Source organism: Mycobacterium sp. (assembly GCF_050701515.1).
Lineage (GTDB): Bacteria > Actinomycetota > Actinomycetes > Mycobacteriales > Mycobacteriaceae > Mycobacterium.
In genome coordinates, this window is sequence record NZ_JBOGDB010000239.1 from 26,237 (window position 1) to 52,089 (window position 25,853).

Consider the following 25,853-nt stretch of genomic DNA (forward strand, 5'->3'; position numbering starts at 1 on the left):
CCTCTCATGACTGCTTCCAGACCTCGAGCAGTTCGTCTGTTGTCGTGACCGTCGCCAGCAGCGACAGGGTGTTGTCGATGATCGCAGAAGCGTAGTCGGTCGGGATGCCCGCGACGGCGTCGCGGGGTACGACGACGCGGTACGCGGCGTTGACGGCATCCATCACGAGGTTGGTGATCGCGATGTTCACCGAGACGCCGACGGCCACGATGGTCGATATACCGAGGTTCCGCAGGATCGCGTCCAGGTCCGTGCCGCCCATCGGCCCGACGCCGTGCCACCTGGTTAGCACGACATCGTCTGGGGCGGGACCGAATTCGGGCAGCAGTGTCGCGCCCGGGCTGCCCGGACTGATGTCGACTTCGGTCGTGCCCATCGCGAAGATCTTGGCGTTGTGGTTGGATCCGAGCCCGTCGGGCCGACGCTGCGCCAGGCAGTGCACCACGTGCACACCCACGTCGCGCGCCACCGGTAGCAGCCGTTGGATGTTCGGCAACGCTTCGCGGCGGGCCTCGTTGGCGAGGACGGCCAGGCCCGCGTTGGGTCCGACGACCGCGCCCTGGAGCTCCTGGGTGACGATCGCGGTGTGGCCGGGTGCCGTGAGCGCGGCGAGATCGACGCTCATACCGACGCGGGCACCTCATAGAACTGCGAGGCCCATTTGCGCATGGCCATATAGGGTTTGGCGTCCACCCTGGACAGCGCGGGGTGCTCGACGTACTCCTGGTAGCGCCAGATGTCCAGGTCCTCCCACACCGTTCCGAGGAACTGGCGCTCTACCTGCTCGCGCACCGAGTCGGGCGGAACCTCGGAGGTTTCGCCGGGGAGACGCGGCCACCAGATCGAATAGAACATGTCGGAGTACCGTTCTTCGACCGGCGTGCAGGCGAAGATCAGCCGGTGGTTCGACGATCCCTCGAACGCACTGATCGCGAAACCGAGCCCGGAGAAGTGGCTGTGGATGTACAGCACCATCTTGTCGGGATCGTCGCTGCGGGCACCGTGCACGTAGTGGAAGTGTGCGCTGTCCGGACCGTTCTCGGCGACGATCTGCGGGTGCACCGGTTCGTGCTCGGTGCGGCGCGAAAACTCCGGGTACGGACGGTAATACGCATCCGGTTCGGTCGGGAAGCAGTGTCCCGACAGCACGTGGAGTTCGCCCGACTCGTCGCGGTAGGCGACCAGGTCCTCGCCGAAGTACCGCAGCGGGCGCACCTCACTGGAGGGAAACTCGGCCGACCAGCCGACCATGAACCAACCGGTGACCTTCCAGGTGAACGGGACCTTCACGAGCGGAGCCTCCCGAGTAGATGGATACTAAATCCATTACAGTATAGTTTTCCGCAGACGGCAAGATCCGAGGCCGCAGCGGTGGCGAGGACTAACTTGCCGGCATGCCTTCGCCGTATGTGACGACATCGCCCGATCCGCCGCCATGGCGTTACAGCCGACGCAAAACAGGCTGTCAGTCAGTCAATTCGAGTTCGCGGCGGCGCTGAACATGCGAGCCTCCCCCGTAGGCGAAACCCGCCCCAACCGCCAATCGGCACTTGATTTTCGCTAAACCTACGGTAGCGTAGGTTACGCAGCCGTAGGTAAGGGACTGAAAGCCGGGAGAGTCTCGATGACGACAACCCAAGAGGCGGTACTCACAGAGCTGGAACCAGTGGTCGAGGCCAACCTGAACCGACACCTTGTGACGGCGAAGCCCTGGAATCCGCACGACTACATTCCGTGGAGCCGTGGGCGTGACTTCGCTTTCTTGGGTGGTCAGGACTGGACTCCAGAGGATTCCCACCTCGACGAGGTGTCCAAAGCGGCGATGATCGTGAACCTTCTGACCGAGGACAACCTGCCGTCCTACCATCGCGAAATCGCTCTGCGTTTCGGGCCTGATGGTGCCTGGGGACAGTGGATCGGTCAGTGGACGGCCGAAGAGGGGCGTCACAGCATTGCGATACGCGATTATCTAGTCGTCACCCGCGGCGTCGATCCCGTAGCCCTTGAGCAGGGTCGCATGGTGCACATGGCGGCCGGCTACGACTCGGGCGACAAATCGATGTTGGAGGCATTGGCTTACGTGTCTTTTCAGGAACTGGCGACTCGGATCAGCCACCGCAACACCGGGCGAGCATCTGGATGTCCTGTCGCCGAACAACTCCTTACCCGAGTAGCGACCGACGAGAACCTGCACATGGTCTTCTATCGGAACCTGGTGGACGCTGCGCTTGATATCGCGCCGAACGCAACAATGCAGGCGATCGCTCGCGAAGTGATCAACTTCCAGATGCCCGGAAGTACCATGCCTGGATTCGCGGAAAATGCTCTGACGATCGCTAAGGCCGGCATCTACGACCTGCGTTCGCATTTGGATGATGTCGTGCGTCCGGTGTTGCGGTTCTGGAGGGTGTTCGAGCGTGACGACTTCGACCGTGAAGGAGCTCGCGCGCGAGACGATCTGACGGCGTTTCTCGATCTGGTCGACGCCAAGGCCTCTCACTATGAGCAACGTCGCCAAGAACGACTGGCCGGCGTAGGCGCGCCTTCCGGTCGCTGACTGCTGACCTCGCTGCGCGCCTCGTTGAAATCACCCCACGGCTCGGCCCTTATACTGTAATAGTTACAGTATCTGTCGTAGCAGGGAACGTGAGGTGCTACCTGTGACCATGCCCAGTTCTGCCGGCTTCGACGCGATCGTTATCGGTGCCGGGTTCTCCGGCCTCTACGCACTGCATCGGCTGCGCGAGCTCGGGATACGCGCCGTCATTCTGGAACAGGCCGACAACGTCGGTGGGACATGGTTGTTCAACCGGTACCCGGGTGCGCGGTGCGACATCGAGAGCATCGAGTACTCCTACAGCTTCTCCGACGAGATCCAGCAGGAGTGGGTGTGGACGGAGACGATGCCCGCCCAGCCCGAGATCGAGGCCTATATCAACTTCGTTGCCGACCGGCTGGACCTGCGCCGCGACATTAGATTCAACACCAAGGCCGTCGCGATGACGTTCGACGAGGCTGCCGCCGCTTGGGACGTCGAGACGGCGGCCGGGGAATCGTTCACCGCCCCGTTTGTGATCGCCGCCTCCGGCATCCTGTCGGCGCCGCTCGAACCGGACATCGCGGGGATGGACACCTTCGCGGGCATCTCGCTGTTCACCAGCCGCTGGCCCAGGGAGGGCGTCGACCTCACCGGTAAGCGAGTCGGGGTCATCGGCACCGGCTCGACCGGCGTGCAAGTGATTCCGGTTGTGGCCGAACAAGTTCGCCACCTCACGGTGTTCCAGCGCTCGCCGGCCTACACCCTGCCGTGGCGGGTGCGGGCATTCGAGCCCGGGGAGCTCGACGAGATGAAGTCCAACTACGACCAGATCCGCGCCGCGCAGCGGCAACACCCGGTGGGCGCCGCGCGACTGAGTGCCTTCTCCGTGATGCTCGAGATGATCAAGAGCCCGCCGCTCAAGTCGGCCTCGCGTGCGGAGCAATTGCGCGCCATCGAGGAGAAGGGCGTTATCGGAGCCCTGAACTGGGGTGACGTCTTCTTTGACATCGAGGCCAACCAGATGGCGGCCGAACTCTACGGCGAGGCCGTCGCCCGGATCGTCGACGACGCCGAGACCGCCGCGGCGCTGACGCCGAGCCATCCCTTCGGGTGCAAGCGCCCGATCATCGACCAGGGCTACTACGAGACCTTCAACCGCGACAACGTGACGTTGGTCGACCTGCGCAAGGACCCGATTTCTGGGGTGAGGGCGTGGGGCATTCGAACCGAGCACGGGTCCTACCCGCTAGACGTGATCATCTACGCCACCGGCTTTGACGCCATGACGGGCGCGCTCACCCGCATTGACATTCGGGGTCGAAACGCCATGTCGCTGCGGGACTTCTGGACCACCGAGGGCCCGTTCTGCTATCTCGGGCTGGCGGTGGCCGGGTTCCCCAACCTCTTCATCGTTCAGGCGCCCGGAAGCACCTCGGTAGCAACGAACTTCGTCGCCGCCCTCGAGCAGCAGGTGGAGTGGATCACCGACTGCATCTCGTACCTCCGTAGACATGACTCCCGCACCATCGAGGCACTGCCAGACGCGCAGCGCGAATGGATGGAGCACACCACATCGCTGGTCGCGTCGACCGTGCTGATGCACCCGAGTTGCAACTCCTGGTACAACGGCGGCAATGTCCCCGGCAAGAAACGGATGTATATGGGCTATACCGCTGGGCTTCCGGAATATCGCCGGCGGTGCGATGAGATCGCCGACGCCGGATACCCGGGGTTCAAGCTCGCGTATTGAGAACATCCGAACACCTGTGGCGGATCGGCCGGGATTTCGCGGGCGTGTTGCCGCGAGCTCAAGGGGCACTCGCCCAGTCCGGAGACTGGAAGCCATTGTCCCCGCGTGGTATTCGGCTCTTGGGTGAGGTGTTTGGCGACGAGTTGGCCCTGACGGGCATGACGCTGACCGCTCCACCGCCGAGGCTGGAGCGATCGGTGGCGTCCTGCGCGGCAGCGGCCGAGGAATTGTCGGAGCTTCGTGTCGCAGGCGCCCATGCCGAACCAGAACCCCTGCGGGTGAAAGGTGGGCCAACCGCTCGATCTGCTGTTCTCACGCGCTCGGCGCATTCAGAACGAGCTGGGTTTCAATATCGCCTTGCCGGTTCAGCCCGGCCACGGTATCCGTCGCACCGCGTGGCCGCCCTATCCGAACATGGACCCGCTGAACAACGTCGCAGGAATGATGCGTGCCATCTCGGAAGTCCGGGCCGTTGTGCGCTGGCTGAAACCTCAGTCCACCACTATTGCGGTATCCGGGGTATCGATGGGCAGTCCGGTGGCAGCAATGGTGTCGCATCTGGAAAACGTGGACGCGGTGGCGGTGTACACGCCGATCCTCGGGCTCAACGCAATGATCGCTCAGCACGTCGGACGATGGGGACCGTCGGTGCGGGACACCAAGGATCTTCTGCAATCCGAGATTGTGGCGACGCTGAACTCGGTGGTCGATCACGTGGTGGTCGAGCCGTGGCCGCCGCCGCATCGTCGGCTCATCGTCGGCGCCTGGCACGACCGAATGGCGATGCGCGAGCCCGCCCTTACGCTCCATGAGCGATGGGGCGGGCAACTGTACTGGCACGACGGAAGCCACGCGGGACACCTGTTCTCCCGACGTGTGCAGGCGACCTCGGAGCGATTCCTCGCCGCGGTGTCGAAGTGATGTCAGGGCGTTATCACCGTGCGGCTGACCGGCTCGGCGACCGCCTGCCTGCTGTACACGCCGCGCTGCAAGGCGCCCAATAGCGCGTTGCGGGTCTCCTCGGGATGAATCAGATCGTCGAAGCCGAGGTGACCCGCCGATCGAAAAGACGCCTGGACCTCCGCCTTTCGAAGTTTCGCTTCGGCGTCTTCGTCGGCGTGCGAGGCCCGGCTCAGGGCGGCCGCACTCATTGCTCCCATCGTCGCGCCCGGGTACGCGAACGTTGCGCCCTGGTTGTCGAACCCCAGCAGGGACATGACCATGGAGCCGAAGCCGTACGCCTTTCGCAGCGTCACGTGCAGCTTCAGCGTCGTCGCCGCGGTCTGAGCGGCGAACATGCGTGCGCCGCTGCGCAGCACACCGGTCTTCTCGGAGCGACTGCCGGGCAGCATCCCCGGGTTGTCGGCCAGGAAAACGATTGGCAGATGGAAGGAGTCTGCCACCGTGATGAAGTGAGCCGCCTTGTCGGCGGCGGCGGCGTCGATCGACCCGGCCAGCACCTTCGGTTGATTGGCGACAACGGCGACGGGGTGTCCGCCGAGATGGGCGAGGCCGCAGATGATTGCCGGCCCGAACTTCGGCTGTACCTCGAACCAGTCGGGCCGGTCGAACACCACATCGAGCACCGCGCGCATGTCGTAGACGCGCCGGTTGTCGCGGGAAACGATGTCGAGCAGTTCGGGTGTCAGCCGCGGTTCGCTGTTCTCGTCGGGATCCCGTGACGTCGGATAGGACCACGCGCTGAGCGGAAAGTACGACAGGTAGCGGCGGACGTCGTCCAGGACGGCTGCGTCGTCGTCGGCCAGGTTGTGGATGACGCCGCTTGCGAGGGCGACGTTCGGTCCGCCGAGATCCTCCTTCGAAATCTCTTCGCCCGTGGACTCTTTCACGACGGGCGGACCCGCGGTGAATATCGCGCCCTGACGGCTCATGATGGTCCAGTCGCATACCGGCGCGACCAGAGCGCCGTGCCCGGCGGACGGACCGAGAACCGCCGAGATCGTCGGCACCCGGCCCGAGCATTGCGCCTGAGCCAGCAGATCGGTGGGTGAGCGCCCGTAATGCTCGCCGGAGGGCCGAAAGCCGGCCCCTTCCAGCAGCATCACCAGCGGGATTCTGTCGCGCAGCGCCAACTCGGCCAGTCGGTAGCGCTTCGAGTTGCCGCCCGGCCCGATGCTGCCGGCCAGGGTGGTGAAGTCCTCCGCGCCCACCATCACCGGTGACCCGTCGATCAGCCCGGAGCCGGCGACGATCCCGTCGGCCGCGATATCGCCGCCGACAAGCGTGCCGAATTCGCGGAACGAACCAGGGTCGAGAAGGTGCTCGAGCCGGGCGCGGGCGTCCAGCTTGCCCGTGCCGTGGTGCTTGGCGAGCCGCTCCGGCCCGCCCATCGCCCGGGAGCGCCGACGCCGAAGATCGAGGTCTTCGAGCGTCTCCTTCCAATCCTGCTCGTTCGTCATTCGCTTCCTAACGTCGAAAGCCGATCGTCGCACCACGATGTTCACGTTGACCATACTGAATTGCTTACTGTAGCGTCCTCACGTATGGGTGACCGCGGCGGCCTCAAGGTCGACGGGGCCGTCTCCAGCCAGCTCGCCAACGTGGCGAAGTCGGCGCGCACGCTGGAACGACGGGGATACGACTGCTGCTGGACAGCCGAGATCAACCACGACCCCTTCCTGCCGCTGGTGCTGGCCGCCGAACACACAACGACCATCGAGCTCGGGACGAGCATCGCCGTGGCGTTCGCGCGGAATCCGATGACCGTCGCCAACGTCGGGTGGGATCTGCAGGAGTATTCGCAGGGCCGCTTCATCCTGGGTCTGGGCTCGCAGATCAAGCCGCACATCGAGAAGCGGTTCAGCATGCCGTGGAGCCGGCCGGTGCCGCGGATGCGCGAGTTCGTGCTGGCGCTGCGCGAGATCTGGTCGTGTTGGCGGGCCGGCACGAAGCTACGTTTCGAGGGCGACTTCTACACCCACAAGATCATGACGCCGATGTTCACCCCCGACCCGCAGCCGTACGCCTTCCCGAAGGTCTTCGTCGCCGCGGTCGGCGACGCGATGACCGAGATGTGCGGCGAGGTCGCCGACGGCATGCTCGCACACGCCTTTACGACGAAGCGCTACTTCGAAGAGGTGACGACGCCGGCGTTGCTTCGGGGTATGGACCGCTCGGGTCGCAAGCGAAGCGAGTTCCAGCTGTCCGCTCCGATCTTCGTGGTGACGGGCGACAACGAGGATCAGCTGGCTGCCAGCGCCGCCGGCACGCGCAAGCAGATCGCGTTCTACGGTTCAACTCCCGCGTACCGCAAGGTTCTCGACCTGCACGGCTGGGGGGAGTTGCATGACGAGCTGCACCGTCTGAGCCTGCAGGGGGAGTGGGACGCCATGGGCAACCTGATCGACGACGAGGTCCTCGACGCGTTCGCGGTCGTCGCGCCTCTAGACGAGGTGGCGAGCAAGATCCGTGATCGCTGCGCCGGCTTGATTGATCGTGTGCTGGTGGGCTTTCCGTCCTCGGTGAGCGAGGACACCGTCAGCGCCGTGCTGCAGGAACTGCGCCGGCCAAATGCATCTGTGAGGAGCGGCCCATGAGCACACGGATTATGGATGAGGCAGCCAAGGTGTTCGCAGATCCCCAGGCGTACGCCGACGAGGCGAAACTTCATGCCGCGTTCGCTCATCTACGAGCCAACGCCCCGGTCGCGTGGGTGGATGTTCCGGACTATCGGCCGTTCTGGGCGATCACCAAGCACGCTGACATCATGGATATCGAGCGTGCCAACACATTGTTCACCAACTCGCCGCGCCCGGTACTGGTGACCGTGGAGGGTGATGAGCAACAGGCCGCCATCGGTGTCAGCACCCTGATCCACATGGATGATCCCGAGCATCGCGCGGTGCGGGCCATCGGGGCTGACTGGTTCCGCCCGAAAGCCATGCGGGCGCTCAAGATCCGCATCGATGAGCTCGCGAATCGGTATGTCGACCACATGGTGGCGGTCGGCCCGGAATGTGACTTCGTGCAAGAAGTCGCGGTGAATTATCCGCTGTACGTGATCATGTCGATGCTCGGCCTGCCCGAATCCGACTTCCCTCGAATGCTGAAATACACCCAGGAACTGTTCGGCAGTGACGATTCGGAGTTTCAGCGCGGCACCTCGAAAGAGGAACAGATGAGCGTGCTTCTCGAGATGTTCGAGTACTTCAACACGCTGACGGCATCGCGGCGTGCGAACCCGACCGAAGATCTGGCATCGGCCATCGCCAATGCCAAGATCGACGGCGAGCCACTGTCCGACATCGACACGGTGTCGTACTACCTCATCATCGCCACAGCCGGTCATGACACCACCAGCGCCGTGATCTCCGGTGGTCTGCAGGCGCTGATCGAGAACCCGGACCAACGAGAACGGTTGCGCGCCGACTTGGATCTGATGCCGTTGGCCACCGAGGAGATGATCCGCTGGGTCACTCCGGTCAAGGAGTTCATGCGCACCGCGCGCGAAGACACCACGGTTCGCGGTGTCCGGATCGCCGCGGGGGAGGCGGTGCTGCTGTCGTATGCATCGGCCAATCGCGACGAAGACGTCTTCGACGATCCGTTTCGGTTCGATGTCGGCCGTGAAACCAACAAGCACAACGCGTTTGGCTATGGCGTGCACTTCTGCCTCGGCGCGGCGTTGGCGCGGATGGAGGTCACCAGCTTCTTCACCGAGCTGCTGCCGCGACTGGAATCGATCGAGCTGAGCGGCGATCCTCAGCACATCGCGACCATCTTCGTCGGCGGGCTCAAACACCTGCCGGTCCGTTACGCGGTGAAGCCTTAGTCGCCCGAGTTCCTCGCACCGGTTCGCATCGTCGACGACGACAATGCAGCCGGACTACAGTGTGACGCGGCACACACCCACACCGCCGAACGGAGGCTCCAGCGAATGATCAGGACTGCGATGTACGGCCTCAATAGGCGGAGGTTTCTACAAACGTCGGGGCTGGTGCTCGCCGGTACGGCCGTTGCGTCGTGCGGAGAGGAACCGCACGAGGCTCCGACGGCGCCCGCAACCGGGGAACCGAGCACGCAGTTCATCCCACCCGCATCGCCGCTTTCCGGCAACCTGAGCATTCTGATGTGGAGCCACTTCGTCCCGGCCCACGACACATGGTTCGATCCGTGGGCCAAGGAGTGGGGCAGCAAGGTCGGCGTGAACGTCACCGTCGACCACATCAACTACGCCGAACTCGTCCCACGCACCAATGCCGAGATCCAGGCCGGGCAGGGGCACGATCTGATCCTGCACATCGCTCCGGTGCCGCAGTTCGAGCGCAGCTGCCTGGACCTCGCCGACGTGGTCGATGAGGCCGGCAGGCGGCACGGCGAGCAACTCGACCTGTGCCGCAAGTCCAGCTACAACCCGACCACGAACAAATGGTTTGCGTACACACCCGCGTGGGTTCCCGACCCCGGCGACTACCGCGGCAGCATGTGGGAACCGGTCGGTCTGCCGAACGGGCCGTCCACCTACGAAGAGCTGCTCGCCGGCGGAACGGAGATCAAGAACCTCCAGGGCGTCCCAGTCGGGATCGGCATGTCCCAGGAGATCGACTCCAACATGGCCGGCCGTGCGCTGCTGTGGTCCTTCGGCGCCTCGATCCAGGACGCGAACGAGAACGTCGTGATCAACTCGCCAGATGCCGTTAACGCAGTGGCGTACATGACCGACCTCTACCAGCGGGCCATGACGCCGGAGGTGTTCGCCTGGGACGCCGCATCCAACAACCAGGGATTGGTCGCCGGCGAGCTGTCCTACATCCTCAATTCCATCTCGGCCTGGCGCACCTCGCAGGAGAGCAACCCCGTCATCGCCAATGACACGTTCTTCACCCCGGCGCTGCGCGGACCGCGCGACGCCCGGGTCGCCAGCCACGTCATGTACAACTGGATCATTCCCGACCACGCGGCGAATCCGGACGCGGCCAAGGAGTTCCTGCTCTACTACACCGACAACAGCGCGCAGGTCACCTGGAACTCCAAGCTGTACGACTTCCCCGCCTTCCCGGACTCGGTGCCCAACCTCGACGCGTGGCTGGACAACGATCCCTACGGCGCCGAGCCCGCCAACAAGCTCTCCATGCTGAAGAATGCGACGGACTGGAGCACCAACGTCGGATATCCGGGGCCGGCCAGCACCGCAGAGGGAGAGGTCTACGCGACCTTCATCATCCCGAACATGTTCGCGAAAGCCGCGCGCGGCGAAATGAACCCGCAGCAGGCCGTTGCCGACGCCGAAGCACAGATCAGGCCGATCTTCGACAAGTGGCGCAACGAGGGACTGATCGGTGGCGGCTGAGAATCACCCATGGCAATCGTCGAGGTCCGAGGTCTACGCAAGGTGTTCGACGATGGCCAGGCGCCCGCGCTAGACGGCATCGATCTGGCCACCAATGAAGGTGAATACCTAGTCTTGCTCGGCCCGTCGGGATGCGGCAAGACCACCTTGTTGCGCACCATAGCGGGGCTCGAGCAGCCGACGTCTGGCGATGTGCTGATCGACGGCCACGTCGTGACCGGTCTGCCGCCGCGCGCACGAAAGATCGCCATGGTGTTCCAGAGCTACGCGCTCTACCCGCACAAGACCGTGCAGGCAAACATCGTCTTTCCGCTGCGTGCGATCGGCATGGACAAGGCCGCGCGGGAGGAGCGAGCGCGCTGGGCCGCAGATCTGCTCGCCATCCCACATTTGTTGTCCCGCAGGCCCCGCCAGCTGTCCGGTGGCGAACGCCAGCGGGTGGCGTTGGCGCGTGCGCTGGTTCGCGAACCCACGGTCTTTCTACTCGATGAGCCGTTGTCCAACCTCGACGCCAAGCTACGCGCCAGCGCTCGCGACGACCTGAAACGCTTTCAGCAGGAGATCGGTACCACGACGATCTACGTGACGCACGACCAGGTCGAAGCGATGGGCCTCGGCGATCGCATCGCTGTCATGTCTGCCGGCCAGGTCCGCCAGATCGGCAAGCCGAGCGAGGTCTACGACGATCCAGCCGACACCTTCGTCGCGACGTTCATCGGCGCACCGCCGATGAACTTGGTGCCGCGGGGGAATGTCCTCCTGGGGTTTCGGCCCGAGCACCTGCTGCCGGTGGAGAACTTCTCGGATCCCGACCGCGCCGAGTTCACGCTCCAGGTCGAGCGTATGGAGTACCTGTCGGGAGATCGGCACATTTACGGCACGGTGTCGGTCGGCGACGAATCGTCGCGGGTCATCGCGCGGCTGCCCGCCACCGTCCCCACCCAGATTGCGGTCGGCGAAACCCACGCATTCGCTGTACCGGCACAGCGAATGCGGTTCTTCGACGCGGAATCGGGGCTGCGCACCGAGCCGATCCGGTTGGGACACTAGCGATGTCGGACATCAAGCTCGCCGACCGGGATGGGCTGCTGACGTGGATCTTCCTGCTGCCCGCGGTGATTTTCATCGTGGCCCTGGTCGGGATCCCGTTCCTGATGGCGATCGCCTTCAGCTTCTCCGACGTGACCGCCGGCGACCCCAGCATCGACTGGGTCGGCCTGCGCAACTTCCGGGCGATCTTCGACGATCCGGTGTTCTGGCAGTCGATGCGCAATACGCTGGTCTTCACCGCGATCTCGATGACGTTGATCGTCGTGTTCGGAAAGATCCTGGCGAACATCCTGATCGCCGACTTCCGGGGCAAGTGGGTGGTCCGATTTCTCGTACTGCTGCCCTGGACGACGCCGGTGGCGCTGTCCACGTTGTCGTGGAAGTGGTTGCTGGACTCGGTGTTCTCGCCGATCGACTGGGTGCTCCGGCAGTTGGGACTCATCGATGCCAATGTGTACTGGCTGGGCCAGCCGACGCTGGCGATGGCGTCGGTCATCGCCGTGCACGTCTGGCGACTGGTTCCGTTGGCCGCGGTGATTACGATGGCCGGCCTGCTGGCGATCCCCAGGGAGATCAGTGAGCAGGCCGAGGTGGACGGGGCCGGGTACTGGCGGCGGATGTTCGAGATCACCATCCCGCTGGCCGCGCCGGTGATCGCGATCGCAGGGCTGTTCGGCGCGATCTTCACGTTTACCGACATGGCGGTGGTCTACGTGCTCACTGCGGGTGGACCGAACAACGCCACGCAGGTGCTGACCAGTTGGGCGTTCTACCGCGGCATCGCCGGCAGCGACATCGGGCAGGGCGCGGCGATCGCGCTGTTCCTGTTTCCGCTGCTGCTCGCCGCCGCGATCGGCATCCTGCGGGTGGTACGACGACTGGAGGTGTCGTGAGCGGAACTGCCACACTGCACGTCACAGATACCGACCGCAAACGGTTCGCCCGCCAAGCGGCGGCGCGGCGAGTCTCGTTGTATTTCACCGCAATTCTATTCGCGCTGATCGGTGCCGGACCCTTCGTCTGGTCGGTGATCACCGTGTTCAAACACGACCAGGACCTGTACCGGCCCGACAATAATCCGTTCGTCTACAACGTGCGCCCGACGATCGACCACCTGCGCATGCTGCTCGCCGAAACCCCGTTTCCGACGTTCGCCTGGAACACGCTGTGGGTGGGCGCCGTGGTCGTGGCGATCACCCTCGCGTTGAGCCTGCCCGCGGCGTACAGCCTGGCGCGCCTGGCCGGTCCGTGGTCGAGCTGGATGGGCATCGCGATCTTCTTCGTCTATTTGATTCCCGCCAGCCTGCTGTTCCTATCGATGTCGCGGGTGGTCGTGGCGCTCGGGCTTCAGGACTCGACCTGGTCGCTGGTGCTGGTCTACCCGACGATCACGGTGCCGGTGTCGGTATGGCTGCTGATCGGCTTCCTGAAGTCGATCCCACCCGACATCGAGGAGCAGGCGATGATCGACGGCTACAGCCGGGTCGGGGCACTCGTCCGGGTCGTCGTGCCGCTGCTATTTCCCGGCATAGTTGCGGTGATCGTGTTCGCCTTCACGCTCACCGCAAGTGAGTTCATCTACGCGCTCGCCTTCATCTCGCCGAGCGACGAGAAGGTCATCTCGACCGGCATACCAACCGAACTCGTCCGTGGCGACGTGTTGTTCTGGCAGTCATTGCAGGCGGCCACTGTGCTGGTCGCGGTGCCGATCGCGCTGGTATTCAACCTTTTCCTGGACCGGTTCATCGCCGGTTTCACCCAGGGCGCCGTCAAGGGTTGATGGTTATCCGCCGCGCTCGTAGAGCGCCCGCACCATGTCGATGGTGTCGGCTTCGGCGGGGCTCTTGTCGTCCCGGTAGCGCAGCACCCGCGCGAAGCGCAGCGCCATGCCGCCGGGATAGCGCGACGAGGTCTGCACGCCGTCGAACGCGATCTCGACAACCTGCTCGGGCCGCAGCTTAACGACCCACTCATCGGTCGGCCCGTCCGCCAGTTCGGTGAATCGAGCGGTTTGCCACTGAAGCATCGCGTCCGTCATCCCCTTGAAAGTCTTTCCGAGCATGACGAATTCGCCGGTCGCGGGGTCGCGTGCGCCGAGGTGAATGTTGGACAGCTTGCCGGTGCGCCGGCCCGACCCCCACTCGACGGCCAGCACGACGAGGTCGAGGGTATGCACCGGCTTCACCTTCAACCAGCCGGCGCCACGTCGGCCCGCCTCGTATGGCGCCGTCGGCGACTTCGCCATCACGCCCTCGTGCCCGGCGGCCAGCGTCACCTCCAAGAACCGCTGCGCCGCCTCGGCGTCCGATGTGACCAGCCGGTCGACCCGCTGAATTGCCGGAACGATCGCGTCCAGGGCCGACAGCCGGTTCGCGGTGGGTTCGTCGAGCAGATCGGCGCCGTCGAGATGCAGGATGTCGAAGAAGAACACCGAAAGGGGCTGTGCGGCACCGGCGGCCGCTCGCCCGAAGCGCGACGCGGTGACCTGGAACCGGTGCGGGCGTCCGTCGGCACGTAGCGCGATCGCCTCGCCGTCGGCGATGAGATCGGTGACCGGAAGCGCGAGTGTCGCCTCGACCACCTCGGGCAAGCGCCCGGTGACGTCGTCGAGGCTGCGGGTGTAGATCGACACGTCGTCGCCCGTGCGGTGGATCTGTACCCGGGCACCGTCCAGCTTGGCCTCGAAAACGCCTTCACCGCCAAGGCGTTCGAGTGCTTCGCCGACGCCGGGCGCGGTTTGGGCCAGCATCGGTCCGACCGGCCGTCCCACCCGGAGCGTGAAGTCCGCGAGCGCCGATTCTCCGCCGGTCAGTGCCGCAGCCGCGACGGCGGGCAGGTCGCCGCCGAGCATCGCCGCGCGCCGCACCGTCGTGGCGGGCACCCCGGCGGCCCTGGCGACCGCGTCTGCCATCACCCCCGCCAGGGCGCCCTGCCGCAGTTCGCCGCCCAGCAGCCGGCGCAGAAAGGTCTGCTCGGCCTCGGTCGCCGCGGCGAACAGCTCCGCGACCAGTCCCGCCCGCCGGGCCTGTGAGCCCTTGCCCGCGACCATGCCGATCTCGGTGAACGCGGCGTCGACGGCCGCGACGGTGAGCGTCGGCTGCGGTGCGGGCGCCGGCAGCGAGCGCAACGCGGCCCACCCCACGCCGATCTGCCGCTGCGGCAACTCACCGGAAAGCCATGACACGACAACGGCGACCAGCCTCTCGTCGCCCCGTTCACCGGCCCGCGCGAGCAGTTCGGCGATCCGGGCGATCTTGGCCAGCCGCGCCGACGCGGCGCCGACCTCGGTCGATGCCCTCGCGATGTCGATCAGCAGCACGCTTCAACCGTTGCACGGAGGTCAGACATCGCGCCTAGACTGAATGCCCATGACGCACCCATTGCGAAGGCTTGTGACTGCGGCGCTGTTCGTGGCGGCACTGGCCGCTGCCCCGATGGCGGCCATCACGGTCACCTCACCGGCCGCCAGCTCGGCGTGCCCGCCCGGGGAGGTCGGCGTCACCAACGGTTGCGCCCCGTTCTGCCTGCCCGGCAAGTTTCTGAATACCCAGACCGGGTTGTGCACCCCGATTCCCCCGGCGCCTCCGCCGCAGTCCTAACCCCATCACTGCACGGCGAACGAAACCGTGTGCCAGCCGGTGGCGCCGTCGGGAACCGGGTCGGCCTGCTCGGATGTCTGAACTTCCCCGGTGTTGTCGGTCGCGCGCACCGTGATCGTGTGCGCGCCCGGGCTTTCGGCCCGCCACGGGAAGCTCCACAGCCGCCAGGTGTCGTTGGAATAGCTCGCACCCAGCTGTGCCGGCTGCCAGTCGCCGTCATCGATACGCACCTCGACGGCGCGCACGCCGCGGTTCTGCGCCCAGGCGACACCGCCGAACGTCACCGGCCCACGGGCGACGTTCTGGCCGCTGCGCGGCACGTCGATGCGCGATTCGGTCTTGATCGGCCCGCGTGCTGACCAGCCCAGCCGTGTCCAATACGCCTGTGCCCGGTCGAAACGCGTCACTTCGAGGTCGACGACCCACTTGGTGGCCGACACGTAGCCGTACAGGCCGGGCACGACCAGCCGCGCGGGGTAGCCGTGTTGGGTGGGCAGCGGCTCGCCGTTCATTCCGATGGCCAGCAGCGCGTCGCGACCGTCGGTGAGCGCGTCGACGGGAGTGCCGACCGTAAACCCGTCGATCGACGTGGACAACACCATATCGGCGTCACGATGAATACCCGCGCCCGCCAACACATCCCGTACCCGGTAGCCCGTCCAGCTGGCGTTCCCAATGAGATCTCCGCCGACGGGGTTGGACACGCAGGTCAGGGTCACGACCTTCTCCACGACGTCGAACCGCTCCAGATCCTCGAAGCGGTAGGTTATCTCGCGGTCCACCATGCCGTGAATATTCAGCTGCCAATCGGTGCGGCTCAGCTGTGGGACGCTCAACGCGGTGTCGATCCGGTAGAAGTCGGTATTGCTGGTGATGAATGATGGCAGCGCAACACCTTTGGGCTGCACCGTCGGCGGCACCGGCGTCGCGCCGACGTCCACCGCCGGCAACGCGAACGCCTCGCGGTCACCGGCCACCGACGTCATCAGGCGGGACAGCACGACGCCGGCCACGCCGGTGAGCGCGCCGGCGCCGAGGAATCCCAACGTCACCAAGGACAACCGCCGGCCGCGGTCGACAGTGTCGGGCTCATCCTGTTCGTCGGTGAATCGTACAAAAATGAGCAGGCGCAGCACCGCAACTCCGCATGCGGTACCCACCACTGTCGGCACGATGTCGGCGGTTGTCGCACCGGCGCGCGACAGCACCGCCACGCAACCGGCGATCCCGGCCGCGACGATCGCGGCGCTGCCCACCGGGACACGGCGCGTCTCCCATGTCGCGGTGAGTGCGGCGATCACCGCGATCACCACCAGCACCAGAACCGACAGCACCAATTTGTCGGCCATGCCGAACGTCTGGATCGCCCACTCCTTGACCGGCCCGGGAGTCAGGTCGATGACGGCCGACCCGACGGCGGTACGGGCGTCGGCCCCGGGACCGACGAAAGCGGCCAGCAGCTGGGTCACGCCGAGCGCCACCGCGGCAGCGGCAATACCGGCCAGTGGCCTACCGCGTGCGGTCATGTCGCCAAGGTACTCGTCTGAGACGGCCCGAAAGGCTTACCGAATGCGCAATGAGATATGTTGCTTGACGGTTCGACCACAGTGTTGAGAGGGAGCTAGATGGAGATCGCGGGGAAGAAGGCCGTCATCGTCGGCGGGGCGTCGGGCTTCGGGAAGGCGACCGCCGAAGCGCTGACCAAGCGGGGTGCGAGTGTCGCGGTGCTGGACCGGCCGAACAGCGACGGGCAGAAGGTGGCCGACGAAATCGGCGGTGCGTTTCATCCCGTCGACGTCATGGACTTCGCCGGCACCGAGCAGGTGCTTGCGCAGGCGGTGGACGGGCTCGGCGGACTGCACATCGCGGTCACCACAGCGGGTGGCGGCTCGGCCATGCGCACCATGACCAAGAACGGACCACACGACCTCGACATCTTCCGTCAGGTGCAGGACCTCAACACCGTCGGCACCTTCAACATCAGTCGGCTGGCGGCGGCGCACATGAGCAAGAACGAGCCGGTGGATGACGAGGGCGAGGAGCGCGGCGTCATCATCAACACGTCATCGATCGCGGCGTTCGAAGGACAGATCGGCCAGGTCGCCTACACGGCGTCCAAGGCCGCCATCGCGGGGATGTCCCTGACGATGGCCCGCGACCTCGGCAGCCTCGGAATCCGGGTGCTGGCCATTGCCCCGAGCCTGTTCGCGACGGGGCTGACCGCCGGCATCCCGGAGGACATGGCCGCCAACCTGACCAAGGACGCCGCGTTCCCGCGTCGCCTCGGCCGGCCGGAGGAGTACGCCAAGCTGGCGCTCGCGATCGTGGAGAACCCGATGCTCAACGGTCAGTGCATCCGGCTGGATGCCGGCCAGCGGTTCGCGCCTAAGTAGGCACCGCGGCGTCACGCTGTCGACGTCAGCCGGGGTGGAGCGCGTCGCCGACATGTTCGTCGACGCGAGTGTCCAGCGAGACGTCCTTGGTCTCACGCATGACCAGCAGTGCCACGAAACTCAGTGTCGCAGCGATGAATAGATACAGACCCACCCAGGCGACCCTGTAAGTGGTGGAAAGCCACGTAGCAATGAACGGTGCGACAGCGGCACCGAGGATGCTCGCAGAGTTGTAGGCGATTCCGGACCCTGTGTAGCGCACATTCGTCGGGAAGAGTTCCGGCAACACCGCGCTCATCGGGCCGAATGTCAAGCCCATGATTGTCATTCCAATGGCCAAGAAGCCGAGCACCGTGGCAGTGGACGCCCGGTCGGGTTCCAGCATCGGTCCGAATGCGGCACCGTAGGCCATGATCACCGCGGTGATCACCAGCAGCGTTCGTCGGCGGCCGAACCGGTCGGCCAGAATGCCGGCCACGGGTATCGTCGCCGCGAAGAACAAAATCGTTATCAGCTGCAATTGCAGGAAGTCGACGTAGCGGAAGCCCAGGCCCGTACCGTTCGGCGGGCGCTTGCCGGTGCCATAACTCAGCGCCCATGTCGTCACGATGTAGAAGAGTGTGTAGGTCGCAAGCATCACGAATGCGCCGGTGATCAGCTGACGCCAATTCGTCCGGAACACTTCTGCCAGCGGTGCGCGGACGCGTTCTCCGCGCTCCAGCGCTCGAACGAACACCGGCGTTTCGGTCAGCCGCAGCCGTACATACAGTCCGATCGCCACCATGACTACGCTCAGCAGGAACGGTACTCGCCAACCCCAGATGAGAAACGCACCGTCCAGGTCGGGGTCGGTGTTGTTGTGGCCGAGCCAGAAGACCAACGCTAAGAACATCCCGTTGGCAAGCAAGAATCCGAACGGCGCGCCCAACTGTGGCCACATTGCGGCCCACCCACGCTTGCCGGGTTTGGCGGTTTCGGTGGCCAACAGCGCCGCGCCGCTCCACTCGCCACCGAGCGCGAGGCCCTGGCTGAACCGCAGGAGCGCCAGCAGCGCCGGCGCCAGCACGCCGACCTGATGGTAGGTGGGCAGCAGGCCGATCACGAATGTCGCGATGCCCATCGTCAGCAGCGAGCCGATCAGGGTGGTCTTGCGGCCGATTCGATCGCCGAAGTGACCGAACAGGATCGACCCCAGCGGTCGGGCCACGAACGCCAACCCGAAAGTGGCCAGCGACGCCAACAACGCAGCCGTTGGATTCCCTTTGGGAAAGAAGAGGTGCGGGAACACCGCCACGGCGGCGGTCGCATAGATGTAGAAATCGTAGAACTCGATCGTGGTGCCGACCATCGACGCCACGACGATGCGTCTACGCGGAACGCCGTCGACCAGGTCGGCCTCTGTCGTGCTCATGGATGTTCTCTCCTCCGGTGGACGCGGCTCAGGCCGGCCGCGGCACCGCCGCCGCCGAACTCTGACCGATCCACGACGGGATGGCGCGACGGACGTCGGACGGCCCCGACACCGCGACGCTGCCGTCGAGCAGCGCGTGCGACCACCCCAGGTCGCCGCGCCAGATGCGGGTGAGCGTGCGCAGACTGGTTTCGACCGTGCCCGCCACTTGGTAGCCCGGATCGAAGTCGCACACGTCGGCCTCGCCGTCGGCCACCACCATCCACCAGCGTGACGCCTTCGGCGCCACGTCGCTGAGCTGAAACGCCACCGTGGTGCGTCCCCGCGGCCACGCCTCGACCGGGACGGTCCGGCGCATATCCCACATCAGCAGGTGCGGATCCAGGTCGTCGTCACCCAGCTCGCCGATCCACCGCACGCCCCAGGCGCCCAGGGCGTCGACGACATCGGCAAGTTCCTTGCCGCATGGGGTCAACGAATACGTTGTCCGGCCATCGATCTCGGCGCGTTCCACCACGCCGGCCCGGGTCAACGACTTCAGTCGCTTCGACAGCAGCGCCGGCGACATCTTCGGCACGCCTCGACGCAGTTCGTTGAAGTGTGAACTGCCGAGCAGCAGTTCGCGCACGACCAGCATGGTCCACCGCTCGTCGAGTAGCTCCATGGCCTTGGCCACCGGGCAGAACTGGCCGTATCCGGACATCCTCAGCACCTCCGTCTGTCGGCCCATTCCAGTACAGATATAGAACCAGTACTGGTACAGATTTGCTACTAGATAGCGGAGACGGCAGGGCGGACGATTTTCGCAACGCGGCACCAACGGAGGAGAACAACGTGACAGCTGAATCAACAACCGTCGATCAGGCGGTGATCGCTAAACATCGCGCCATGTGGGCGACCGGCGACTACCCCAAACTCGCCAGCGAACTGGTGGCCCCACTCGGTCCGGTGTTGGTGGAAGCCAGCCGCGTCGGCCCCGGCGACCGGGTGCTGGATGTGGCCGCCGGGACCGGCAACGCCGCCATCCCGGCCGCGCAGGCCGGGGCCACCGTCGTCGCCAGCGACCTGTGCCCCGAGCTGTTGCAGGCCGGCGCTGCCACTGCCGCGGAACGAGGTGTCGAACTCGAATGGCGTGAAGCCGACGCCCACGCATTACCGTTCGGCGACAATGAATTCGACGTCGTGATGTCGTGCATCGGCGTGATGTTCGCACCGTTTCACGAGCGTTCCTCGGGCGAGCTGATCCGGGTGTGCAAACCGGGCGGCCGGATTGGTCTGCTCAGCTGGACACCGGAGGGTCATATCGGTCAGCTTTTCATGACCATGAAGCCGTACATGCCGCCCCCGCCGCCGGGTGCGCAGCCGCCACCGCTGTGGGGTCGGGAGGACCACGTTCGCTCACTGCTCGGCGATCGAGTCACCGATGTGGAAACCGAGCGCCGCACGCTGACTGTCGACCACTTCGGCACCGGCGCGGAGTTTCGGGACTACTTCAAGAACGTCTACGGGCCGACGATCGCGGCGTACCGCAATATCGAGGCCGATGCCGACCGGATCGCCGCGCTGGACGCCGACATCGAGCGGATCGGCGACGGCTTCCTGAGCGACTCGGACACCATGCAGTGGGAGTACCTGCTGTTGACGGCGCGCAAGGCCTGACACCATGTCGGTATGCCCGACGACGCGCAGCAGCTGCCGACACTGAGCGACGCCGACCAGGCTGCCGTGCAGCGCTGGGTGCGACAAGAGGGCATCGGGTCGACCGTCACCGATGTCGAGCCGCTGACCGGCGGTACCCAGAACATCGTGGTGCGGTTGCATGTCGACGGGCGTCCCATGGTGCTCAGGCGCCCACCCCTGCACCCGCGGCCGACCAGTGACAAGACGATGCTGCGGGAGATCGCGGCGCTGCGCACACTCGCCGGCACCACGGTGCCGCACCCCGGCTTCATCGCCGGTTGCGACGACCTCGACGTGCTCGGAGTGGTGTTCTACCTGATGGAAGAGGTCGACGGCTTCAACCCGGGCAGCGAGATCTCCGAGGCGTATGTCCGCGACGCCGGCATGCGACACCAGGTCGGTCTGTCCTACGCCGCGAGCCTCGCGCTGCTGGGCAACGTCGCATGGGAGGGCAAACCGCTCGCGGCGCTCAAGCGGCCGGGATCCTTTCTGGAGCGCCAGGTTCCGCAGTTTCTCCGGCTGCTGGAAAGCTATCGGCACGACAAATATGAGCCCGAATCGCTGGCAGTCACCGACCTCGCGGAGTGGTTGCAGTCCACCCGCCCGCCGGACGGCGAGCCGGGAATCCTGCACGGCGATCCGCATCTGAGCAATGTTCTGCTTCGCCGGGACAGGCCGGAGTTGGCGGCGTTCGTCGACTGGGAGATGTGCACCGTCGGCGACCCGCTACTCGATCTCGGTTGGATGTTGATCTGTTGGCCGCTGGAAACCGATGCGATCACGGCGGGGGCGGAGCTGGCTGCGCTCGGCGGACTGGCAAGCCGGAGTGAACTGCTTGAGGCTTACTGGGCCGCCGGGGGTCGCAAGACATCGAGGCTGGATTGGTATATCGCGATGGCGTGCTTCAAGCTCGGCATCGTCATCGAGGGCACCTGGTCTCGCTACCTGATCGGGCAGGCGAGCAGAGACGCCGGCGAGCGCCTACATGCGAACGCCCAGAATCTGATCGATATGGGGACTCGGGTCGCCAAGGGCGACAGCCCATTTGAGCTGACCTAACCGTAGGTTAGCGCAGGGGCCGCAGCACGATCGGCATGCCGTCCATCGGCACCGGCATGCCGCCGTAGTCCCACTTTGCTTGATAACCCGGCCGGGGTAGCTTGAGCCGGTACTTGCGGAGCAGCCGGTGCATGATCGTCTTCACCTCGAGCTGGCCGAAAACCATGCCGATGCACTTGTGCGCGCCGCCGCCGAACGGGGTGTAGGCGTACCGGTGCCGCTTGTGCTCGCTACGCGGTTCGTCGAACCGGTCCGGATCGAACTTCTCCGGGTCGGTCCAGATCTCCGGCAGCCGGTGGTTCATGCCGGGGTAGGCGATCACGTTGGTGCCCTTGGGTAGGTAGTAACCCAGCAGGTCGGTATCCCGCACCGTCTGCCGCATCGCCCACTGCACGGGCGTGACCATCCGGATCGACTCGTTCATCACAAGATCGAGCGTTTCCAGCTTCTCCAGCGAGTCGATGTCCAGCGGGCCGTCGCCGAGCCGGTCGGACTCGTCGCGGCACCGGTTCTGCCACTCCGGGTTGGCGGCCAGGTAGTAGGACATCGTGGTCGCGGTCGATGTCGACGTGTCGTGGGCGGCCATCATCAGGAAGATCATGTGGTTGACGATGTCGTCATCGGAGAAACTGTTGCCGTCCTCGTCCTCGGTCTGGCACAACACGGTCAGCAGGTCGGAGCCATCCTTGCCGCGGCGCTCCTTGACCCGCTCGGCGAAGTAATTCTCGAGTAGCTTGCGCGCCTGCAGGCCGCGCCACCAGGTGAACGGCGGAACGCTGGTACGGATGACCGCATTGCCCGCGCGGGTCGTCGTGGTGAACGCCTTATTCACCTTGGTCACCAGTTCGTGGTCGCTGCCGGGCTCGTGGCCCATGAACACCATCGAGGCGATGTCGAGGGTGAGCTCCTTCATCGCTGGATAGAGCAGGAAGCGGGCGTCGTTGGCCACCCAGTCGTTGGCGATCACCTGCGAGACGACCTTGTCGACCTGCTCGGTGTAGCCGGCCAGCCGGGAGCGGACAAACGCCTCCTGCATGATCCGCCGGTGGAACATGTGCTCGTCGAAATCGAGCAGCATCAGACCGCGATGGAAGAACGGCCCGATCACCGGCACCCAGCCCTGCTGCGAGAAGTCCTTGTTGCGGTTGGAGTAGACCACCTGGGCGGCGTCGGGGCCGAGGGCCGCGACCGCCTGCAGCGCCGGCGAGTACGAGTACTGGACGGGCCCGCGCTTGCGGTACATGTGCAGCAGATAGTCGGGTCCGCCGCGGAACAGCTCGATCAGGTGTCCGATGATCGGCAGGCCCTTGTCGCCGATCACTGCCTTGAGGTCGCTGCCCGGCGGGGGACCGTCCAGGGTGATCTCGGGGAAGGCCGTATTGAGCAGACGCTTCTCGACTAGGCCCATGCCGGGAAAGTTGGTGACCGACGGCGTGAACCGGCGCTTTGCCCGGTCGAGCAGATAGTCCTTGGTGCTGATGGTCGCCATCAATGCTCCTGAGCTGATGAGGCTGTGTTTGACGTCACTCGGGCCTCTATCCTGATAGTCTCACTTGACGCCTGTCAAGTTTTGTCCCGACGACTCGTGATGAAAAGGTCTACCGCCATGGCCGCCGAATCCGCGTCACCAGAGATTCGTCGCAGCCGAGGTGATCGGCAGCGAGACGCGATCGTCGCCGCGGTCCGCGAGCTCCTCGAAGAGAGGTCCTTCGCCGATCTGTCCGTCAGCACCATCAGCGAGCGGGCCGGCGTCGCCCGGTCCGGCTTCTACTTCTACTTCGACTCCAAGTACGCCGTGCTGGCGGTGATCCTCGGCGACGCGAGCGAAGAGCTCGACAAGCTGACGCACCACTTCGCGCCGCGCGAGCCCGGCGAGACGCCGTCGGACTTCGCGAAGCGAATGGTGGGCAGCGCCGCTGCCGTGTACGCCAGCAACGACCCGGTGATGACGGCCTGCGCGGTCGCGCGCAATACCGACACGCAGATCCGCGAGATGATGGACGACTTCTACGACAGCGTCGAGGAGAAGATCGTGACGCTGCTCGAGCAGGACGCCGATGCGCAACCGATCTCCAAGGACCTGCGCGGGTTGGTGCGCACGCTGGCGGCGACCACGGCGATGACGCTGACCCACGACAGCGCGTTCGTGGGCCGGGGTGAAGATCCGGCGCGGGCCGTCGAGATCGTCGAGCGGTTGTGGCTATGCGCGCTCTGGGGCGGCGATACCCGACGGTAAGGTCACCGCCATGGCGCAGACGAGCGGCTTTAGCGGTAAGCGTTGCTTTCTCACCGGGGCCGCCAGCGGCATCGGACGCGCGACCGCGCTGAAGCTGGCCGCCCAGGGCGCCGAGTTGTACCTGACCGACCGGGACGCCGAGGGGCTGGAGAAGGCAGTCGCCGATGCGCGCGCCCTCGGCGCGCAGGTAGCCGAGCATCGCGTTCTCGACATTTCTGACTACGACGAGGTGGCCGCCTTCGCCGAGCACATCCACGCCAACCATCCGGCAATGGATGTGGTGATGAACATCGCCGGGGTGTCCGCTTGGGGGACGGTCGACCAGCTCACCCACGATCACTGGAAGTCGATGATCGCCATCAACCTGATGGGACCGATCCACGTGATCGAGACGTTCGTGCCGCCCATGCTCGCCGCCCGCAGCGGTGGCCACCTGGTCAACGTGTCATCGGCCGCCGGCTTGGTGGCGCTACCGTGGCATGCCGCTTACAGCGCAAGCAAGTACGGTCTGCGCGGACTCTCGGAGGTGCTGCGCTTCGACTTGGCCCGGTACGGCATCGGAGTGTCGGTTGTGGTACCTGGGCCGGTGAAAACCCCGCTGGTGCAAACGGTTCAGATTGCCGGGGTGGACCGCGAGGACCCCAACGTGCAGCGATGGACCGACCGGTTCAGCGGTCACGCGGTGTCGCCGGAGCACGTCGCCGACAAGATCCTGCGCGGTGTGCGCCGCAACCGGTTCCTGATCTACACGTCGCCGGACATCCGCGCGCTCTATGCGTTCAAACGGGTTGCCTGGTGGCCCTACAGCCTCGCGATGCGACAGGTCAACGTGTTGTTCTCCCGTGCGCTGCGGCCGGCGAAGAGCATCGATCAGTAGCCGCCTTCTGGTGGCGCCAATTCCAGTCGCACGCCGAGCAGCCGGATCGGCCGGTCGAGTTCGAAGAGATGGAGGAGGTCCAAGGCCGTCTGGGTGATGACATCGGAATCAGTGGTCACCGACGGGAGCTTGCGGATCTTGGTTCGGGTGAAGAACGTCTTGGTGCGCACCGTTACGGCCACCCGGGTTACCACTCGACCCTGGTCCACGATCTCGGCAAGCGTCTGGCGGGCGAGTTCGACCACGGCCGAGTCGATTTCGGCACGATCGGTCAGGTCGCGGGGGAAGGTGACGACGTGACTGCGCGAGCGCGGCACCCACGGCTCGGCGCTGACGTTGGTATCGCCACCGCCCTTGGCCAGCAGCAGGATCCACAAACCGGTGGTCGGCCCGAACGTCGAGGTGAGCAGCGTGGCATCGGTCGCGGCGAGGTCGGCGACCGTGGTAATGCCCAGTCCGGCAAGCTTTTTGGCGGTCTTCGGGCCCACTCCCCACAACGCGTTGACGTCGCGGTCGCCCATCACCGCCATCCAATTGGCGTCGGTCAGCTGATAGATGCCGGCCGGCTTGCCGAACCCGGTGGCCACCTTGGCGCGCTGCTTGTTGTCGCTGATGCCGACCGAACACGAAAGGTTTGTTTCCGCGTCGATGACTTCCCTGATCCGTTCGGCCAGGCGGATCGGGTTGTCGGAATCCTCGAGGTCAGCGCCGACGTACGCCTCATCCCAGCCCCACACCTCCACTAGGTGGCCGAGATCGCGCAGCAGGCTCATCACCTCGTCGGAGGCCACGTCGTAGGCGGCCGTATCCAACGGCAGGAAGGTCGCGTCCGGGCACTTGCGCGCCGCGGTCCGCAGCGGCATGCCGGCGTGCACACCGAACTCGCGTGCCGGATATGACGCGCACGTGACGACCTTGCGCGGCTCCATGGGATCGCCGTTGCCGCCGA

General features: G+C 65.4%; 23 protein-coding genes and 1 pseudogene. 15 read left to right on the plus strand and 9 right to left on the minus strand.

Annotated elements, in window-relative coordinates; translation table 11 throughout:
• Positions 1 to 4: 4 nt before the first annotated feature.
• Both ACRDU5_RS18520 and ACRDU5_RS18525 read right to left on the minus strand, forming a co-directional pair.
• Positions 5 to 625 (minus strand): cysteine hydrolase family protein, encoded by a 621-nt coding sequence (locus tag ACRDU5_RS18520; protein WP_526616175.1) that lies wholly within the window; start codon positions 623 to 625, stop codon positions 5 to 7.
• Complete coding sequence (locus ACRDU5_RS18525) at positions 622 to 1,290, minus strand: hypothetical protein (RefSeq protein WP_526616176.1); 669 nt, start codon at positions 1,288 to 1,290, stop codon at positions 622 to 624. Before ACRDU5_RS18525 ends, ACRDU5_RS18520 begins: the two co-directional genes overlap by 4 nt.
• Before the next feature lie 334 nt (positions 1,291 to 1,624).
• Between ACRDU5_RS18525 and ACRDU5_RS18530 the strand changes: the two genes are divergently transcribed.
• The 3 genes and pseudogenes from ACRDU5_RS18530 (at position 1,625) to ACRDU5_RS18540 (ending at position 5,210) form a co-directional block, all read left to right on the plus strand.
• Positions 1,625 to 2,557 (plus strand): acyl-ACP desaturase, encoded by a 933-nt coding sequence (locus ACRDU5_RS18530; protein WP_526616177.1) that lies wholly within the window; start codon positions 1,625 to 1,627, stop codon positions 2,555 to 2,557.
• A gap of 109 nt (positions 2,558 to 2,666) precedes the next feature.
• A complete protein-coding gene (locus ACRDU5_RS18535; protein WP_526616204.1) occupies positions 2,667 to 4,289 on the plus strand; it encodes a flavin-containing monooxygenase in 1,623 nt (540 codons plus the stop codon).
• A pseudogene (locus tag ACRDU5_RS18540) lies at positions 4,286 to 5,210 on the plus strand (alpha/beta hydrolase). Before ACRDU5_RS18535 ends, ACRDU5_RS18540 begins: the two are co-directional and overlap by 4 nt.
• A gap of 2 nt (positions 5,211 to 5,212) precedes the next feature.
• Here the strand turns inward: ACRDU5_RS18540 and ACRDU5_RS18545 are convergent.
• A complete protein-coding gene (locus tag ACRDU5_RS18545; RefSeq protein ID WP_526616179.1) occupies positions 5,213 to 6,709 on the minus strand; it encodes an acyl-CoA carboxylase subunit beta in 1,497 nt (498 codons plus the stop codon).
• 84 nt (positions 6,710 to 6,793) lie between these two features.
• Between ACRDU5_RS18545 and ACRDU5_RS18550 the strand changes: the two genes are divergently transcribed.
• The 6 genes from ACRDU5_RS18550 (at position 6,794) to ACRDU5_RS18575 (ending at position 13,429) form a co-directional block, all read left to right on the plus strand.
• Positions 6,794 to 7,846, plus strand: coding sequence for an LLM class F420-dependent oxidoreductase (locus tag ACRDU5_RS18550; protein ID WP_526616180.1), 1,053 nt, complete (start codon positions 6,794 to 6,796; stop codon positions 7,844 to 7,846).
• Positions 7,843 to 9,081 carry a cytochrome P450 gene (locus tag ACRDU5_RS18555; protein ID WP_526616181.1) on the plus strand — a complete coding sequence of 413 codons (1,239 nt, stop codon included), beginning with the start codon at positions 7,843 to 7,845 and terminating at the stop codon, positions 9,079 to 9,081. The genes ACRDU5_RS18550 and ACRDU5_RS18555 overlap by 4 nt, the downstream gene beginning before the upstream one ends.
• Positions 9,082 to 9,186: 105 nt before the next feature.
• Complete coding sequence (locus tag ACRDU5_RS18560; protein WP_526616183.1) at positions 9,187 to 10,599, plus strand: ABC transporter substrate-binding protein; 1,413 nt, start codon at positions 9,187 to 9,189, stop codon at positions 10,597 to 10,599.
• A gap of 9 nt (positions 10,600 to 10,608) precedes the next feature.
• Positions 10,609 to 11,649 carry an ABC transporter ATP-binding protein gene (locus ACRDU5_RS18565; RefSeq protein WP_526616184.1) on the plus strand — a complete coding sequence of 347 codons (1,041 nt, stop codon included), beginning with the start codon at positions 10,609 to 10,611 and terminating at the stop codon, positions 11,647 to 11,649.
• A gap of 2 nt (positions 11,650 to 11,651) precedes the next feature.
• Entirely contained in the window at positions 11,652 to 12,542 is an 891-nt protein-coding gene (locus ACRDU5_RS18570) for a carbohydrate ABC transporter permease (RefSeq protein WP_526616185.1), read from the plus strand.
• The gene (locus tag ACRDU5_RS18575) at positions 12,539 to 13,429 is read left to right on the plus strand and encodes a carbohydrate ABC transporter permease (RefSeq protein ID WP_526616187.1); all 891 of its coding nucleotides are present in this window, start codon (positions 12,539 to 12,541) and stop codon (positions 13,427 to 13,429) included. The genes ACRDU5_RS18570 and ACRDU5_RS18575 overlap by 4 nt, the downstream gene beginning before the upstream one ends.
• Positions 13,430 to 13,432: 3 nt before the next feature.
• On the opposite strand, the gene ACRDU5_RS18580 is transcribed toward ACRDU5_RS18575, so the two are convergent.
• Positions 13,433 to 14,968, minus strand: coding sequence for an ATP-dependent DNA ligase (locus tag ACRDU5_RS18580; RefSeq protein ID WP_526616188.1), 1,536 nt, complete (start codon positions 14,966 to 14,968; stop codon positions 13,433 to 13,435).
• Positions 14,969 to 15,017: 49 nt separating this feature from the next.
• Between ACRDU5_RS18580 and ACRDU5_RS18585 the strand changes: the two genes are divergently transcribed.
• Entirely contained in the window at positions 15,018 to 15,248 is a 231-nt protein-coding gene (locus ACRDU5_RS18585; RefSeq protein WP_526616189.1) for a hypothetical protein, read from the plus strand.
• A 5-nt stretch (positions 15,249 to 15,253) separates the two neighbouring features.
• On the opposite strand, the gene ACRDU5_RS18590 is transcribed toward ACRDU5_RS18585, so the two are convergent.
• Complete coding sequence (locus ACRDU5_RS18590) at positions 15,254 to 16,774, minus strand: molybdopterin-dependent oxidoreductase (protein WP_526616190.1); 1,521 nt, start codon at positions 16,772 to 16,774, stop codon at positions 15,254 to 15,256.
• A 99-nt stretch (positions 16,775 to 16,873) separates the two neighbouring features.
• On the opposite strand from ACRDU5_RS18590, the gene ACRDU5_RS18595 reads away from it, so the two are divergent.
• A complete protein-coding gene (locus ACRDU5_RS18595; RefSeq protein ID WP_526616192.1) occupies positions 16,874 to 17,641 on the plus strand; it encodes an SDR family NAD(P)-dependent oxidoreductase in 768 nt (255 codons plus the stop codon).
• Positions 17,642 to 17,666: 25 nt separating this feature from the next.
• On the opposite strand, the gene ACRDU5_RS18600 is transcribed toward ACRDU5_RS18595, so the two are convergent.
• Both ACRDU5_RS18600 and ACRDU5_RS18605 read right to left on the minus strand, forming a co-directional pair.
• The gene (locus tag ACRDU5_RS18600) at positions 17,667 to 19,052 is read right to left on the minus strand and encodes an MFS transporter (RefSeq protein WP_526616193.1); all 1,386 of its coding nucleotides are present in this window, start codon (positions 19,050 to 19,052) and stop codon (positions 17,667 to 17,669) included.
• A 28-nt stretch (positions 19,053 to 19,080) separates the two neighbouring features.
• The gene (locus tag ACRDU5_RS18605; RefSeq protein WP_526616195.1) at positions 19,081 to 19,755 is read right to left on the minus strand and encodes a winged helix-turn-helix transcriptional regulator; all 675 of its coding nucleotides are present in this window, start codon (positions 19,753 to 19,755) and stop codon (positions 19,081 to 19,083) included.
• A 185-nt stretch (positions 19,756 to 19,940) separates the two neighbouring features.
• Here ACRDU5_RS18605 and ACRDU5_RS18610 point away from each other — a divergent pair, with 185 nt between their 5' ends.
• Positions 19,941 to 20,711 (plus strand): methyltransferase domain-containing protein, encoded by a 771-nt coding sequence (locus tag ACRDU5_RS18610; RefSeq protein ID WP_526616205.1) that lies wholly within the window; start codon positions 19,941 to 19,943, stop codon positions 20,709 to 20,711.
• Between the two features lie 12 nt (positions 20,712 to 20,723).
• Positions 20,724 to 21,791, plus strand: coding sequence for a phosphotransferase family protein (locus ACRDU5_RS18615; protein ID WP_526616196.1), 1,068 nt, complete (start codon positions 20,724 to 20,726; stop codon positions 21,789 to 21,791).
• A 7-nt stretch (positions 21,792 to 21,798) separates the two neighbouring features.
• On the opposite strand, the gene ACRDU5_RS18620 is transcribed toward ACRDU5_RS18615, so the two are convergent.
• The gene (locus tag ACRDU5_RS18620) at positions 21,799 to 23,280 is read right to left on the minus strand and encodes a cytochrome P450 (protein WP_526616197.1); all 1,482 of its coding nucleotides are present in this window, start codon (positions 23,278 to 23,280) and stop codon (positions 21,799 to 21,801) included.
• 117 nt (positions 23,281 to 23,397) lie between these two features.
• Between ACRDU5_RS18620 and ACRDU5_RS18625 the strand changes: the two genes are divergently transcribed.
• Positions 23,398 to 24,027 (plus strand): TetR/AcrR family transcriptional regulator, encoded by a 630-nt coding sequence (locus ACRDU5_RS18625; protein ID WP_526616198.1) that lies wholly within the window; start codon positions 23,398 to 23,400, stop codon positions 24,025 to 24,027.
• 10 nt (positions 24,028 to 24,037) lie between these two features.
• Positions 24,038 to 24,904 (plus strand): SDR family oxidoreductase, encoded by an 867-nt coding sequence (locus ACRDU5_RS18630; RefSeq protein WP_526616199.1) that lies wholly within the window; start codon positions 24,038 to 24,040, stop codon positions 24,902 to 24,904.
• Here ACRDU5_RS18630 and ACRDU5_RS18635 read toward each other — a convergent pair.
• Positions 24,898 to 25,853: DNA polymerase IV (locus ACRDU5_RS18635; protein WP_526616200.1), on the minus strand; the 956-nt coding region annotated here is incomplete at its 5' end. The two genes, ACRDU5_RS18630 and ACRDU5_RS18635, sit on opposite strands and share 7 nt — an antisense overlap.